Annotated in this window: 17 protein-coding genes and 1 riboswitch; of the genes, 12 read left to right on the top strand and 5 right to left on the bottom strand. The window is 52.4% G+C overall.

What is annotated here, in order from left to right:
• Nucleotides 1-40 precede the first annotated feature (40 nt).
• A complete protein-coding gene (locus ACI48K_RS02830) occupies nt 41-1,084 on the bottom strand; it encodes an aldo/keto reductase (RefSeq protein ID WP_475026084.1) in 1,044 nt (347 codons plus the stop codon).
• A gap of 284 nt (nt 1,085-1,368) precedes the next feature.
• On the opposite strand from ACI48K_RS02830, the gene ACI48K_RS02825 reads away from it, so the two are divergent.
• On the top strand, nt 1,369-2,292 hold the full coding sequence (locus ACI48K_RS02825; RefSeq protein WP_475026083.1) for an AraC family transcriptional regulator: 924 nt from the start codon (nt 1,369-1,371) through the stop codon (nt 2,290-2,292).
• Nucleotides 2,293-2,404: 112 nt separating this feature from the next.
• On the opposite strand, the gene ACI48K_RS02820 is transcribed toward ACI48K_RS02825, so the two are convergent.
• Together ACI48K_RS02820 and ACI48K_RS02815 are read right to left on the bottom strand one after the other, a co-directional pair.
• The gene (locus tag ACI48K_RS02820) at nt 2,405-2,719 is read right to left on the bottom strand and encodes a DMT family transporter (protein WP_475026082.1); all 315 of its coding nucleotides are present in this window, start codon (nt 2,717-2,719) and stop codon (nt 2,405-2,407) included.
• Nucleotides 2,716-3,066: a DMT family transporter gene (locus ACI48K_RS02815; RefSeq protein WP_475026081.1), complete on the bottom strand. Its 351-nt coding sequence runs from the start codon at nt 3,064-3,066 to the stop codon at nt 2,716-2,718. Before ACI48K_RS02815 ends, ACI48K_RS02820 begins: the two co-directional genes overlap by 4 nt.
• A gap of 76 nt (nt 3,067-3,142) precedes the next feature.
• Nucleotides 3,143-3,244: riboswitch (guanidine-I (ykkC/yxkD leader) on the bottom strand.
• Between the two features lie 288 nt (nt 3,245-3,532).
• On the opposite strand from ACI48K_RS02815, the gene ACI48K_RS02810 reads away from it, so the two are divergent.
• The 3 genes from ACI48K_RS02810 to coaD all read left to right on the top strand — a co-directional run bounded on the left by ACI48K_RS02810 (nt 3,533) and on the right by coaD (nt 5,478).
• A complete protein-coding gene (locus tag ACI48K_RS02810; protein WP_475026080.1) occupies nt 3,533-3,994 on the top strand; it encodes a ferritin-like domain-containing protein in 462 nt (153 codons plus the stop codon).
• A 357-nt stretch (nt 3,995-4,351) separates the two neighbouring features.
• Nucleotides 4,352-4,954 (top strand): 16S rRNA (guanine(966)-N(2))-methyltransferase RsmD, encoded by a 603-nt coding sequence (rsmD, locus tag ACI48K_RS02805; RefSeq protein ID WP_475026079.1) that lies wholly within the window; start codon nt 4,352-4,354, stop codon nt 4,952-4,954.
• Nucleotides 4,951-5,478, top strand: a complete 528-nt coding sequence (gene coaD / locus ACI48K_RS02800; RefSeq protein WP_475026078.1) for a pantetheine-phosphate adenylyltransferase — start codon at nt 4,951-4,953, stop codon at nt 5,476-5,478. The genes rsmD and coaD overlap by 4 nt, the downstream gene beginning before the upstream one ends.
• A 7-nt stretch (nt 5,479-5,485) precedes the next feature.
• On the opposite strand, the gene ACI48K_RS02795 is transcribed toward coaD, so the two are convergent.
• Nucleotides 5,486-6,694, bottom strand: coding sequence for a nucleoside recognition domain-containing protein (locus ACI48K_RS02795; RefSeq protein WP_475026077.1), 1,209 nt, complete (start codon nt 6,692-6,694; stop codon nt 5,486-5,488).
• A 114-nt stretch (nt 6,695-6,808) separates the two neighbouring features.
• On the opposite strand from ACI48K_RS02795, the gene ACI48K_RS02790 reads away from it, so the two are divergent.
• Nucleotides 6,809-7,834 carry a SepM family pheromone-processing serine protease gene (locus tag ACI48K_RS02790; RefSeq protein ID WP_475026076.1) on the top strand — a complete coding sequence of 342 codons (1,026 nt, stop codon included), beginning with the start codon at nt 6,809-6,811 and terminating at the stop codon, nt 7,832-7,834.
• Here ACI48K_RS02790 and ACI48K_RS02785 read toward each other — a convergent pair.
• On the bottom strand, nt 7,824-9,074 hold the full coding sequence (locus ACI48K_RS02785; protein ID WP_475026075.1) for a nucleotidyltransferase: 1,251 nt from the start codon (nt 9,072-9,074) through the stop codon (nt 7,824-7,826). The genes ACI48K_RS02790 and ACI48K_RS02785 overlap by 11 nt on opposite strands.
• A 176-nt stretch (nt 9,075-9,250) precedes the next feature.
• Here ACI48K_RS02785 and ACI48K_RS02780 point away from each other — a divergent pair, with 176 nt between their 5' ends.
• The 7 genes from ACI48K_RS02780 to fabG all read left to right on the top strand — a co-directional run bounded on the left by ACI48K_RS02780 (nt 9,251) and on the right by fabG (nt 14,890).
• Nucleotides 9,251-9,778, top strand: coding sequence for a YceD family protein (locus tag ACI48K_RS02780; RefSeq protein WP_475026074.1), 528 nt, complete (start codon nt 9,251-9,253; stop codon nt 9,776-9,778).
• 56 nt (nt 9,779-9,834) lie between these two features.
• Complete coding sequence (gene rpmF / locus ACI48K_RS02775) at nt 9,835-10,008, top strand: 50S ribosomal protein L32 (protein ID WP_018750828.1); 174 nt, start codon at nt 9,835-9,837, stop codon at nt 10,006-10,008.
• 553 nt (nt 10,009-10,561) lie between these two features.
• Nucleotides 10,562-11,155, top strand: coding sequence for a transcription factor FapR (gene fapR, locus ACI48K_RS02770; RefSeq protein ID WP_475026188.1), 594 nt, complete (start codon nt 10,562-10,564; stop codon nt 11,153-11,155).
• Nucleotides 11,139-12,125, top strand: a complete 987-nt coding sequence (gene plsX, locus ACI48K_RS02765; protein WP_475026073.1) for a phosphate acyltransferase PlsX — start codon at nt 11,139-11,141, stop codon at nt 12,123-12,125. The genes fapR and plsX overlap by 17 nt, the downstream gene beginning before the upstream one ends.
• A complete protein-coding gene (locus tag ACI48K_RS02760; protein WP_475026072.1) occupies nt 12,126-13,124 on the top strand; it encodes a beta-ketoacyl-ACP synthase III in 999 nt (332 codons plus the stop codon).
• 41 nt (nt 13,125-13,165) lie between these two features.
• On the top strand, nt 13,166-14,101 hold the full coding sequence (gene fabD / locus ACI48K_RS02755) for an ACP S-malonyltransferase (RefSeq protein WP_475026071.1): 936 nt from the start codon (nt 13,166-13,168) through the stop codon (nt 14,099-14,101).
• A 39-nt stretch (nt 14,102-14,140) separates the two neighbouring features.
• Nucleotides 14,141-14,890: a 3-oxoacyl-[acyl-carrier-protein] reductase gene (fabG, locus tag ACI48K_RS02750; protein ID WP_475026070.1), complete on the top strand. Its 750-nt coding sequence runs from the start codon at nt 14,141-14,143 to the stop codon at nt 14,888-14,890.
• Nucleotide 14,891: the final 1 nt, after the last annotated feature.

The following is a 14,891-nucleotide window of genomic DNA, read 5'->3' as shown; positions in this document are numbered from 1 at the left end:
TTTTCTGTATATTTTTAAGGTATGAATTGCGTTCGAACGATTAATCCAGCCGAAGCGGGGAAGGTTCCAAGCGGCCGTGTTTTTGGAATTCAACCATCCATCCCGGATATTCGGGCGGAAGAGTACTTACTTCATCGAGACGCTGAATTTCGTCAGCGGTCAGCTCCAGATCCGCGGCAGCCAAATTAGCCTCAAGCTGATCCATCCGCTTCGCTCCAATCAGCACGGAGGTGACTACGGGTCTGGTGAGCAGCCACGCCAATGCGACACTCGCCACATTTGTTCCATGCGCTTCAGCTATCGGTTTAAGGGTGTCGATAATGTTCCAGGCGCGCTCCTTGTCCACAATCGGAAAATCGGATGCCGTCCGGCGCGAATCTTCCGCTTTCTGATTGTGACGGTCGTAACGGCCTGACAGAAGACCGGCCGCAAGCGGACTCCAGATCAGCAGGCCCATTTTCTTCGCTTCCAGCAGCGGTCCCAGTTCACGTTCCAAATCCCGGCCTGCGAGAGAATAATAAGCCTGCAGCGTTTCAAAACGGGCCATATTTTTACGTTCCGAAATACCGAGGGCATCGGCGATCTTCCAGGCCTGCCAGTTGGATACGCCGATGTACCGAACCTTGCCTTGCGCAACCAGATCATCCAGTGCCCGCAAGGTTTCTTCGACCGGAGTCAGGAAATCGCTGCCGTGGATTTGATAAAGGTCGATATAGTCCGTATTCAGCCGCTTCAAGCTGGCGTCCACAGCGTCCATGATATGGCCTCTTGAAGCTCCCACATCGTTTCGGCCCTGTCCGACCCGCATGTATACTTTACTGGCTATTACAACATCCTTCCGCGCAATCCCCAGGTTGCGAAACGATTGTCCCAGCGTGATTTCGCTTTCGCCATCGCCGTAAACATCGGCAGTATCGAATAAATTAATGCCGATATCGACACTCTTTTTCACCATTTGATCGGCTTCCTGTTGCCCCACGGAACCAACTACTTTATGGATGCCCTCTCCCTTGCTAAAGGTCATTGTGCCCAAAGCAAGCTGGGAAACCAGTAATCCTGTATTGCCGAGCTGTTTGTACTTCATATGGCTTAGCCTCCTTGTTCTTGAACAGTAATGTAGTCTGCGGGTAATAAGCAATCGTTCAAACACTGTTTGTTTTCTCCCGGACAAATAGTATTATAATCTTGAGATTGTTCGGATCGAAAGTTCATTCCTATGGATTTTTTGCCTAATTATCCTGAATGTACGGATTATGAGCCATGGCAGGTCGGGGGGATATGGCAAAAGCGGACAGCATTGCTTTTCCGCCTATCCCGTGTTTAAATATTGCCTGAGATTTAAAATTAAACAGGAAAAGGACAAAGAAAATGAACAACATTCAGGCAGATGTCAAAGAAATCCTTAACCGGATGCTGGACCTAAGCTTGCAAACGCCTTTCTCGGAGAGGGTTCATCGGACGCCAATCCCTTTTCTGACGATTATAAAAGAAAGCCAACCTATATTGCTGACTCATGGAGTTCTCAGACCTTCCTTATGCATCGTTTTACAGGGAAAGAAGAAACTGCAGATTGGCACAAAAGTATTTGAATCCGGAGCGGGAGATCTTCTGGCTGCAAGCGTGGATATACCGGTAAACGGACAGGTGACGGAAGCTACCGCCGACTCTCCTTATATGGCAGTGCAGATTGACCTGACACCGGGAGAAGTGGCTGCCGTCGCCTTGGAAGCCGATCTGGTTCCCCGCAAGGAGCCGGGTTTGCAATCGTGCATCTTTGTCGGGGAACCCGATGTGAATGTGCTTGAAGGCGTTGAAAGGCTCCTGCGGTTGTCCTCCGACGTCCGGGCGGCCAACTATCTCGCTCCAGCCGTGAAACGGGAAATCATTTACCGCTTGTTGGACGGTGAAAGGGGGGCGATTTTTTATAAAAACATGCTGCTGCACCAGGAAGCTGCCGGAATCAGCAAAGTGATCGACTGGATTACGATTAACTTCGACAAATCTATTACCATCGAGGAATTGGCCGAACTGGGGAATATGAGCGTTTCGAATCTGCATTATAAATTCAAAGAAGTGACCGCCATGGCTCCCTTGCAGTACCAGAAGCGGCTTCGGCTTCAGGAAGCGCGCATCCTGCTGCTTGACGGCGTCCATGTAACGGAAACGGCGCTAAGGGTCGGTTACCAAAGCTTAACGCAGTTTAGCCGTGAATATAAACGGCTGTTTGGACTTTCGCCTTTGCGAGACATACGAGCTATCATCCATGAGGACCGGCGACACACTATACAGTGAACTGACGTTTGGCTCCCAAGCATCAAAAATTTAGACAACCATAGAGAGAGCCTGCATGTGCAATTGCAGGTTCTTTTTGCGTTGGCTATTTTGCTTATCCTGGTGCGCATCATTAATTGATCAGTTTCAGCCCCATCACTGATACAATAATCAGCAAGATAAAAAATAAACGGATTATATTCTTGGATTCTCCATAAAAAAGCATGCCCATTATGGCTCCGCCGGCAGTTCCGATCCCTGTCCAGGTGGCGTATGCAGTTCCCATGGGTATTTCCTTCATGGCTATCGACAGAAGTCCAAAGCTGGCGATAAATCCGCCTGCCATAATGATGGCGGAACGAAGCGAAAGGCGTCGATTAACCCAATTTATGCCCATAACGCCAACAACTTCGAAAAGGCCGGCAAAAATTAAAACGAACCAACTCACAACATCTCACCTCGCTCCTTAGGATCTTCAGAGCTTTTTGTAACGAGTTTAAGACCGAAGATCCCTATCAATAATGTGACGATTAACCCTATTTTCCCCCAGCTAAATGGAACATCGAACAAGATCATTTCCGTCATTGAAGTACCCGTTGTTCCCAATCCTACAAAGACCGCATAAGCAGTGCTGGTAGGCAAATGTCTCCCTGCATAAATCAATCCCCCGAAACTGATCAAAATAGCTATGATGGTTGCGACCCATTCGAACCAAATATCAGCATGTTTTAGTCCTGCTACCCACAGAACTTCAAATATCGCCGCAATCATTACCAATAGCCAGTGTTTGTTCATCTTGCACACTCTCCTTTGTCCGGTTAGTTTCTCTGTACAATGAAGCAAAGCCCGGGAAGAACATCTTTTTAGATGTTCCTCCCGGGCTTTTATCCCTCCGTGTACACGGTAATTACCGTGCGTTTTCTCTCGGACCTGACCAGTCAAATTCAACTGCGGAACCCTAGAAAACCTGCTATTCAATTGAACATAAACAATATAAGGATTATATAGCTAATTAAAATAAAAGTGAAGGGGGCGGAAGGATTTCAACTCCGGTGCATTAATCGTATGCAAGAGGATAATAGTGAGGCTGTACTTGCTAATCCCATGGTCTGGATTATTGCGGACATTGCAGAATTTCGGGTCCAGTTCCATTGTCCATAAGATATGGCCAAGCTGGTTAACTATATGGTAACAACAGCCCATTAAGGTGAATACTTTACATTTGGGCGAATCAAATATAGAAGAGGAGTGTACATTCTTCATGAACTTCTATCCTTATACGTATACCAGCTTTAATAACAGAAATTATTATTATCGAAATGATATGGTCATTAAACTTATCACGCAATCTATTGAAGGCGAACGTAATGATGAAATGTTTTATGATTTTTTGATTAAGGAAGCACCTTCCGAACAGGAAAAGGAAATAATCGGAAGGATTCGAGATGACGAGAGAAAACATCGTCGAATGTTTAGGAATCTATATGTGCAACTTACTGGCCAAGAACCAGTTGAATCGAAAGAGCAATTAGAAGCCTTGCCACCTACCTATCTTGCAGGTTTAGAGAAAGCAATATTAGGGGAACTTGGCGCATTTGAAAAGTACAGAACGATTTACCTGAACATACAGCCAGAGTACCGGGATTGGATTTTTGAAATAATGACAGATGAAATTAAGCATGCGGGTTATTATAACTGGCTCTATGCAAAGAATAAATTGTAGGGCAAGGGTTTCTGATTACTTGATGAGAAAGGAAAAAAGATTTGGTACCCAACACACAAAAAAAGGACAAAAGCCCTCGTAGAATTGCTGGCTACAAGAGCTTTTGTCCGGGCGCCCCTCGCGGGACGCCCATCATGGGAGAGGAGAAACCGGACGAAGAGCTTATGGGGAAACGTAAGTCTTCTCCGCGGTTGTCTACGACATTTGGTGATGTCGATATCTCAAGTTTGTCCGGGCGAGGCCGAAATATACATGGAGTGTTAAAAAATGTTATCGATATTTTTCAATCTTCCCGGGATTGTGGTACGATATCGACAGGAATTTTAGTAAGGCAATTTATAAGGGTGTGAAACAAATATGAGAGTCATATCGGGAAGCGCTCGGGGCAGGAGTCTGAAGGCGGTGCCCGGCATGGGGACAAGGCCGACGACCGACAAGGTCAAGGAAGCCATGTTCAGCATGATCGGCCCCTATTTCGACGGCGGGTCGGTCCTTGATTTGTTTGCCGGCACGGGGGGCCTTGGCATCGAGGCGCTCAGCCGCGGCATGGAAAAAGCGGTGTTTATCGACATGGAGTACAAGAGTATTGAAACGGTTCGGGCCAATCTTAAGGCCGCCAGTGTTGAGGGCCGAGCCGAAGTATACAAGAACGATGCGGAACGGGCGTTAAAAGCGCTGGCCAAACGCGAGGCTTCTTTTGATCTGGTGTTCCTGGATCCGCCTTACCGGTTGAAGCATGGGGATAAGCTGATGTCGCAAATGGACGAGCTTAAGCTGCTGGAGCCCGGGGCGACCATTGTTTTGGAATATGAGTCCTCCTACGAGTATCCTGACCGCTTCGGGAGTTTCACGCAAAAACGCAAAGCGGAATACGGCGAAACGGCCGTATCGATTTATGCGTATGAACCCGAGACCGCTTTGCTCCCAGGAAAGACGAAAGAGGAGGAACAAACAACATGAACGAACAGCTAAGAAGGCCGCGCATCGCGGTATATCCGGGCAGCTTCGATCCGGTAACCAAGGGACATATGGATATCATTCAGCGGGCTTCCCGCCAGTTTGACAAACTGATTGTGGCGGTGCTTAACAATTTGAGCAAAAGCCCGCTTTTTACGGTGGATGAACGAAAAGAGCTGCTGACTGAAGTTACTGCACATCTGCCCAATGTGGAAATTGACAGCTTCCGCGATTTGTTGGTCAATTATATGGATTACAAACAAGCGCATGTGATCGTCCGGGGAATTCGTTCGGTCACCGATTTTGAATATGAGCTGCAGCTCGCCTCGACGAATCACAAGCTGAACAGCGAGGTCGAAACCATTTTCATGATGACCAATCCCAAATATTCGTATTTGAGCTCCAGCGTCGTCAAGGAAATCGCCAGCTTTCACGGAGACGTCAGCGATTTGGTTCCCGCGGAAGTGGAAAGGGCGCTTAAGCACAAATACAGCCATCTTCCCGGGGGAAAAAAGCTTCAGCCATAATGCGTCATTAGTTTTCGCGACGTTGTCTCCAAATCAGCGCCAGCAACAGAAAACCAAGCGTCAACATTCCGAGCATCCAAAATTGCCATTCCAGCACGCCGATGGTTTGCCGCCAGTTCGGCATAATTGAGCCTGCCGATGGGTTCCAGGCAGCGACCCGTTCGTTCCCGGCGTAGGTAGGCAGGGCTTGGGGCAGCCATCTCAAGGCCGGTTTCCACACAAGCAGCGTGATTACATAAGCGTACACGCCATGAAGCAGACGGTAAACGAGAAAAAAACGCTCTTTGATCCCGGCAGGCCTCAAAATGGCCCGAACCTGCAAATAAGCGCAGAGACCGCTCCATCCCAAAGCGGCGCCAAGCAGCGCAGCGACAAAGGACGACGGCAGTGTGGACTGCGAAAGGGCGTACGTTCCGAGATGAACTTCAAAAAGACCGGCTAACGGAAGCTCCCTGACCGCTCCGGGCAGCAAAGAAAAAATGACATGAATCATGACGGCAAAAATAAGAATATAACCACCGGTTATCATAAGCGTCTGCACGCTTACGGCAACGGAGTCGCCAAGCAATTTGCCGAAACTCCGGCCGTCTTCCTCTCGGGCTTGCTCCATGCGGCGAAAAGCCGTACGCAGCCGGGAAGATTCTTGTTTGCCGGAAGATGCGGATTTGTTACCGCTAGAGGAGAAACCGAAGTGCATAGTGATTCCGGCGGCAAGGCCTGAAATCCAGTGAATCCCGAGCAGGAGAAGTCCGAAATCGGGATGGTTCAAAAAACCGGCTCCGATCACGACGACCAGCAGCATCGGGCTGGCAAAATGAGCGGCGGCAGCCATGCGCTCCGCTTCCGCAGCGGAGACTTTTCCTTGCTTGTACAAGGATGCCGCGGCGTTGGCGGCGGCCGGGAAGCCTGCGGTCATTCCGAGCGGCAGGACCCAGCCGAATGAACCGGGCAGTCCTAGCAGCCTGCGGCTAAACGGTTCGATGAGGGTTCCGATACCCTGCGCGAATCCGCTTGCTAGCAGGATCTCCGACAGCACAAGAAAGGGGAGCAGGGCCGGGAACACGATTTTCCACCAAATGGCCAGTCCCTGTCCGGAAGCCTTGAAGGCTTCCCCCGGCGCATATACGATGCAGACGACTAGCAAGAAGGCGGCTATGCCAAAGAGAACGGTGGCGGATAAGCTGCCTTTGGCTATATTTTTTTGATTCAAGCACATACACCTTCTTCTTGGATAGATGGAATACGAAATCGTAATACATGTAGTACATGCTTATGCGAAGTACGGAATTCACAGACCATGGTTACTTGGCCGCTCGAAGGAGGATGCAGGATGAAAAAGTCGAGATCAGCCGCCGTAAAAGCGGGATTATACGTTTTGACGCTTGCCATTGTTGTTTATGTGGTTGTGTTTATGTCCACGCCTTACATGATTAATCAGCCGGGCACGGCGGAGGAAATCAAGCCGATGGTCAGCATCAAGTCGGGAGATCCGGAGGAAAAAGGGACGTTTATGCTGACGACGGTCTCGGTGAGCTACGCCAACGTATGGCTGCTGTTTACGTCCAAATTCAATAAGCAGGCCGAGATCGTGAAAAAAGAGCCGGACCGCAACGAGGCGGAGTACGAGACCCAGCAGCAATATTACATGAGCACTTCACAATCGAGTGCGATCATGTCGGCGTACAAAAAAGCGGGGGTGCCCTATGACGTGGTGTCCCAATACGTGTTTATCGTAGGCTTATCCAAAACGAGCATGCCGAAAGGAAACTTTCAATCCGGAGATATCATTCGTCAGGTCACCGGGAAACCGGTAACCAAATTCGAGAATTTGTCTGCCCTATTAAAGGACAAAAAACCGGGGGATCAAGTTGAAGTCCAACTGGAACGCGGGGGGAAAACGATCGACGAGCAGGTCGAGCTTGTCGATATAGTCGATGCCGAAGGGGCGCATAAGGCGGGCATGGGAGTTACCGTAGGAGAAGTGCTTAAGGTTCAGCCGAAAGACAAAAACGTCGAGGTCAATTTTGCGAAAACCAATATCGGCGGTCCTTCGGCCGGACTGATGTTTACGCTGGAAATCTACAATCAATTGACCCCGGGAGATCTCAGCAAAGGCTATCGCATCGCCGGCACCGGCACGATGGCAGAGGACGGGACCGTTGGCCCGATCGGCGGCGTGCAGTTCAAAATCGTCGCTTCCAACCGGGAAAAGGCGGAAATATTTTTCGTGCCGGAGGAGAACTATAAGGACGCTAAAGCCAAAGCCGAGGAGATTGGCTCAAAGATGAAGCTGGTGCCTGTCAAAAAGGTGGACGACGCGCTGAAATACCTGGATACGCTGCAGCCTAAAGCCTGATAGGCGGCTGCCGGTAATCCCTGAACCACAACGAGGCGTCCTGGCTAGGCATGGCGTTGACGTATACTGAGGACGCCCGGATATCGAGCTCAAGCTGCGGATGCGATAGCTCGGCCGCTCTGGTTACAACCGGAAGAGAGGCTGTTTTCCTCATGGTTCTCAACAGCTCCCTTCCCGTTTCGCTGAAGCCGAGCACGCGCAAATATCCCGGTCCGGCGGACAACGCTTCCGGCGATAACTCGGCCGGGCCGTGCCCAAGCAAAACATGAAGCAGCAGCCGCTGGAGCTTGGTATGCGTGTAACGTTTTGTTTTTAAACGCTGCAGCAGTTCGGCGACGGAAGGACGGTCAAGCTCGGGAAGCATTTTTTTGATCCGGTATTCCAATCCTTCGGTCATTTCATGACTATCCGCCAGCTGCTGCGGCGAAGCGCTCAGCAGCCGGTGGAACAAGGGCATCGCGAAGCTCTCCCACGTGACCGGCCCGCGTCCCGCGGCATATTCGCGGGCGAGAATCTCCGCCGCGAACGGCGGCACGTACGGCTCCGCCGCCGCGAGCCCGCCGCCCGCGAGCAGCCCGCGCACCGCGGTCGCGCTGGCGATCCGCGCGTCCCGCGGCTGCGCGTCGCGGTACCCGGCGGCCCGCCGCCGCACCGTGAGCGGCCGGATGCCGCTGTGAAGCCGCCGCAGCGCGATGAGGTAATGCAGCCCCAAACTGTTGTTGGGCTGCTCCAGAATCGCGCGCGCTGCGGCGGCTTCTGCTTCGCCCGCGCCGCCATTGCGGGCGGCCAGCGTGCGTGCGGCCGCGGCGGCGTACGCGGCCGGGTAGCTCGCGCCGGTCGCAAGCTCCGCGGCGATCGCGGCTTTCAGCTCGCCGGACTCATCGGCGAGCCGCCCGGCCAGCGGCGCGAGCTCCGCGAGCGAGCCCGCTTCGCTGCCGAAGCACAGGTGCGTGACTACACCTGTCGCTTCGAGCAGAGCCACCGCGCCGCGCGCGAACCACTCGGCGGGCTGCACCGCATAGGCGACCGGCAGCTCCAGCACGAGGTCTACGCCGAGGCGCAGCGCCATTTCCGCACGGGCCCATTTGTCGACCAGCGCCGGCTCGCCGCGCTGCAGGAAATTGCCGCTCATGACGGCGACGGCCGCGTCCGCGCCAGATAGCCGCTTTGCCTCGGCGAAATGGTAGGCATGTCCGTTATGCAGCGGATTGTATTCGACGACGAGTCCAACAATGTTCAATTCCGATCATTCTCCTTTTTCAATGGGTGAAAACAGGGTTTAATAAAGAATATATCATGAAGCCTTGGAAGAAGCTAAATTTGCTTGAGAACTTTGAGTGTGAAGTCAAGGCTTTGATGTTGACAAAACTTACTTAAAATCGGTATAATAATTTTTGTTTGTTTGGAGTGATGTGGATGTTTTTTAATTTTCGTCAGATAGCCTCATCCGAAGGGCCGCTGGAGATTTCCCAAGCTCTGGATGTGAGTCATGTCGTTAAAGGACGGAAGGACATTACCGGAATCGGACCGCTTCAGGTCGACCTCCAGGCTGCTTCAGCCGAAGGCGGCGTTGTGGATGTAAGCGGGAAACTTACGGTAGAGCTGGACATGTCTTGCTCCAGATGTCTTAAGCCGCTGAAACACATGGTTTCGGCCGAATTTGCAGAAAGCTTCAAACAAAGCGACGATCCTGAGTCGGAGCTGTTAGCGCAGGATGAAGATGAGGAGTTGCATGTTGTTTCCGAAGACCGGGTGGATTTGATCCCTTATGTCGAAGAAACGCTGCTGCTGAATCTGCCTTTTGCCGTCGTGTGCCAGGATTCCTGCAAAGGGCTTTGCCCCGTGTGCGGAACCGATCTGAACGAACGGGAATGCGGCTGCAATACGGAAGCGATCGATCCGCGTCTCGCAGCGCTCGGTGATTTTTTCAAAAAGCAAGATTGATGAAGTAAACAAAAATACCGCTTGGTAGGGTTGACTCGAATAAGGAGGTGGGAACCATGGCAGTACCTCAACGGAGAACGTCCAAAACGCGCCGCGACAAACGCCGCACGCATTTCAAATTGGCTGTGCCGGGCATGGTAAAATGTGAACAATGCGGAGAATTGAAGCTTGCTCACCACGTATGCAAAGTTTGCGGAACATACAAATCAAGAGAAATCATCAACCAATAAGCTTGAATGGCTGAAACTCGAAACTCAAAGTAGTACTTCATTTCGGTGGGGTGCTATTTTTTTTGCCCGGATACAGGGAAGTGCTGCCTTCACGCTGGTTCCGAAGTCCTTAAATGTGAACAACATCTCCGTCTGCAGCGGGTTTTACGGACTTATGACAGCTTTTTTTCTTTCTTTTTAAGGCGCGATGCTTTATACTGTTTTAGTACCAGGTTCTAAAAAAGAGGCGTTGTTTGACAAACCAACCGGGTTCGAGAAGCTGAAGGGCCGATCGAATTACATAAATATATAAATTGAACCGTTGAAAAAGTAACTTGGCAAAAGTGTGAAATGTTCTGGCAGAAGCGAAGCGTTCGCCTTTGTGACCGGATTTCTACTCCGTTTGAATTTAATAAATCAAAGAAATCCGGGAACAACAGCGATCGAAAGAATATTTCACACGGCTGCCGTTATACGTATTCAGTCTTTGGTCCAATTTGTATAGCTTAAAGCTTATCAGACGATACATCGGACTATACCATTTGCTCTCCAGGGGGTGAGACCCATCGAACGATTGCCCAAACGGGCGAGGCAACAGCAGCTCGTCAAAATGATTGAAGAAAATCCGTTCGTTACCGACCAGGAATTGACCCGGCAGCTTAAGGTCAGCATTCAGACGATCCGTCTCGACCGGATGGAGCTGGGCATTCCCGAGCTTCGGGAACGGATGAAGCTGATGGCGGAACGTTCCTACGACCAGGTACGCTCTTTGCCGCTGCATGAGGTGATCGGTGAGGTCGTCGATCTGCAGCTCGACAAAAGCGGGATCTCGATTTTTGAAATCCGGGAAGAACATGTCTTCTCCCGTACCGGCATTGCCCGGGGGCATCATGTGTTTGCCCAGGCGAACTCTCTGGCCGTTGCCGTGATCAATGACGAAATCGCCTTGACCTTTTCCGCGGACATCCGTTTTATCCGGTCGGTTCACTTAGGTGAAAAATGCATCGCGAAAGCGTACGTCCGTCCGACTTCCGGCAAAGGCAAAGCGAAAGTGGAAGTTTTTACGTATGTCGGTGAGGAAATGGTGTTCCAAGGAAACTTTGTCATCTACCGGTCTACGGGGGATGAGAACCATGAAGGGGGAAGTCATCATGAGAATCGCCATTGATGCGATGGGCGGGGATTTTGCACCCAAGAGCACGGTGGAAGGCGCCCTGGCCGCGGCCAAGGAGTGGAGCGATACCGAGATCATTCTGGTCGGCAATCAGGATGTACTGAAGCCGATGCTGGAAGGCGCTCCGGCCAATCTGCAGATTCATCATGCCGGAGAAATCATTGATGCCGAGGACGAGCCGGTGAGGGCCGTACGCCGCAAGAAAGACGCCTCCATGGTGGTGGCGGGACGCCTTGTGCATGACGGGGAAGCTCAAGCGATGATTTCCGCGGGCAACACCGGGGCCTTGATGACAACCGGACTGCTGGTCGTCGGGCGGATGCCGGGCATCGAGCGGCCGGCGCTGGCGCCGATGATTCCGACCGTGGACGGCCGCGGGGTATTGGCGCTTGATCTTGGGGCGAACATGGACGCCAAACCCGAACATCTGGCCCAATATGCGCTGATGGGCAGCATATACCGGGAGAAAGTGCATGGCGTGGCCAAGCCTCGAGTTGGTCTTTTGAATGTCGGGACGGAAGCGATGAAGGGCAACGAATTGACGAAAGCCGCTTATCCTCTGCTGGAGCAGCTTCCGATTTCCTTTGTGGGCAACGTCGAAGCCCGCGATGTTTTAAGCGGAGCCTGCGACGTGCTGGTTTGCGACGGCTTTGCCGGCAATATTTTGCTGAAAGCGCTGGAAGGTACGGCCGGCACGATGTTTTCGATGCTGAAGCAAGAATTTACGAAATCATGGAAAAACAAGCTGGCAGCCGCTGTACTTATGCCTTCGCTGCGCAGCTTGAAAAATACGCTGGACTACAAGGAGCACGGCGGAGCTCCGCTGCTGGGGCTTGGCGGCCTTGTAGTCAAAGGACATGGCTCTTCCGACGGAGGAGCGATCAAAAATGCGGTGCGGCAAGCCCGAACCGCTCTGCAAAGCCGTTTGACGGAGAGCATATCACAGGAAATCAGCGGGAAGTGAGTGACTAGAGTGGAGAAATTTCGTTCGATAGGGATCATTGGTACAGGCAAATACGTTCCGGAGAAAGTGTTGACGAATGCCGATTTGGAAAAGATAGTGGAGACTAACGATGAATGGATCGTTTCGCGGACAGGCATTCGGGAGCGGCATATCGCGGCGCCTGAGCAAGCAACCTCCGATTTGGCGTATGAGGCCGCCGTGCGGGCGCTTGCATCCGCCGGAATCACCGTGGAGGAGCTTGAGCTGATTATCGTGGCCACAATTACGCCGGATACGGCTTTCCCGTCCACGGCCTGCATTTTACAGGATAAGCTTGGCGCCAAAAAAGCGGCTGCCTTCGATTTGTCCGCCGCCTGCTCGGGTTTTGTTTACAGCATGGCTGCGGCGAACGGCTTTTTGCAAACGGGGATGTACAAAAACGCTTTAGTCATCGGTGCGGATACCCTGTCCCGCATTACGGATTATACGGACCGCAACACCTGCGTGCTGTTTGGCGACGGCGCCGGAGCTGTTGTGCTCGGCGAAGTAGGCGAAGGCCGCGGCTTCCTGTCGTTCGATCTTGGCGCGGAGGGCTCGGGAGGCAGTCTGCTCAAGCTGGAAGCGGGCGGTTCTCGCCTGCCTGCTTCGGAAGAAACCGTCCAAGGCCGCAAACATTACATTTACATGAACGGCCGCGAAGTGTTTAAATTTGCCGTCCGGGTGATGGGCACGGCTACCGAAGAGGTACTGCGCAAAGCAGGCAAAGGCAAAGAAGATATCGATCTGTTCGTGCCGCATCAAGCCAATATCCGCATCATTCAATCCGCTATGCAGCGGCTGGATTTGCCGGAAGAGAAGTGCGTCATTAACGTAGACAAATACGCGAATACGTCCGCCGCATCCATTCCGCTTGCGCTCGTTGAAGCTGCGGAGGAAGGCCGAATCAAAGAAGGCGACACCGTCCTTTTGGTCGGCTTCGGCGGAGGGCTGACCTGGGGCGCGTCCGTGCTTGTCTGGTAAGCGATAGAGGCATACAGTTTCAAGGATAGGGAGTGCACACGATGGGTAAATTGGCGTTCGTTTTTCCGGGACAGGGTTCCCAAAGCGTGGGAATGGGTAAGGATATATATGATGCCCTGCCCGAATCGCGCAAGTTGTTCGATCTTGCCGACGAGAAGCTGGGCTTCTCGCTGACCCGGCTGATTTTCGAAGGGCCGGACACCGAACTTAAGCAAACCGCTAATACGCAGCCGGCGCTGCTGACGACAAGCATCGCGCTGTTTGAAGCTTTGGGCTCCAAAGGTTTCTATCCGGATTTCGTTGCCGGGCATAGTCTTGGGGAATACAGCGCTTTGACCGCGGCCGGTGTCCTTTCGTTTGAGGATGCGGTGGCTACGGTGCGGGCACGCGGCGAATTTATGGAGCAAGCCGTTCCCGGCGGGCAAGGCGCGATGGCGGCCGTGCTTGGCGGCGAACGCGAAGCGCTGGCGAAGTTGTGCGCGGACATTTCGTCCGGCGGAGCTCTCGTGGAATTGGCCAACGTGAATTGTCCGGGACAGATTGTTGTCTCCGGCAGCCGGGAAGGCGTAAGCCAGGTCGTTGACCGGGTGAAGGAAATCGGTGCCAAACGGGCGATTCCGCTCGAGGTCAGCGGTCCGTTTCACTCCTCGCTAATGAAATCGGCGGCGGAGCGCCTTGAGGGCAAATTGGCTGGTATTTCTTTTCGGGACGCGGCCGTTCCGGTTGTAGCCAACGTTACGGCGCGTCCGGTCCAAAACGCATCCGACATCGCCCGTCTGCTAGTGGAGCAGGTATATTCTCCCGTGCTTTGGGAAGACAGTGTATCCTGGCTGATTTCACAGGGCGTGGATACGTTTGTCGAGATCGGTCCCGGAAGCGTGCTGGCCGGGTTGATCAAGAAAATCGACAAATCCGTACGGATTTTTAATGTCAGCGGATTGGAAAGCTTGGAACAAACGGCCGCGGCCCTTCAATAAACCGCCGTTTCCGTTTATTCTAGGAAAGGAGATGAACCAATGGCAAAACCGCTTGAGGGTAAAACCGCTTTAGTAACCGGTGCTTCGCGCGGAATCGGCCGTGCCATCGCGATTACGTTCGCCGAAGCCGGCGCCGACGTCGCCGTGAATTATGCGGGCAACGAAGAAGCCGCGGCGCGCGTTGTGTCCGAAATTGAAGCGCTTGGCGTCAAGGCTTATGCCGTTAAGGCTCATGTCGGCAGCAGCGAACAATTTGACGGCATGGTTAAATCGGTGCTCGACGCTTGGGGTCGGATCGATATTCTGGTGAATAACGCAGGAATTACTAGAGATAATTTAATTATGCGCATGAAAGAAGAAGAGTTCGACGCTGTCATTGAGACGAACCTAAAAGGCGTATTTAACGGCATCAAGGCGGTCACCCGCCCGATGATGAAGCAGCGCTCGGGTTCGATTATCAATATCTCTTCGGTTGTCGGCGTCCTTGGCAATGCCGGCCAGGCTAATTATGTGGCGGCAAAAGCCGGCGTTATCGGTCTCACCAAAGCTTCGGCCCGCGAGCTCGCTTCCCGGAATATCACCGTGAATTGCATCGCGCCGGGTTTTATAGAGACCGACATGACCGATCAATTGCCTGAAGAACTGCGGCAGGGTCTGCTTGGCGATATTCCTTTGGCCCGTCTTGGACAGCCTGAAGAGATTGCCAAAGTCGCGGTATTCCTGGCATCGGATGGTGCGTCTTACATGACGGGACAAACGCTGCACGTGGACGGCGGCATGTATATGTGAT

This window comes from Paenibacillus terrisolis (assembly GCF_056171975.1).
Note: the sequence above shows the minus strand (reverse complement) of the source record. Positions and strands in the feature narration are given on the sequence as shown.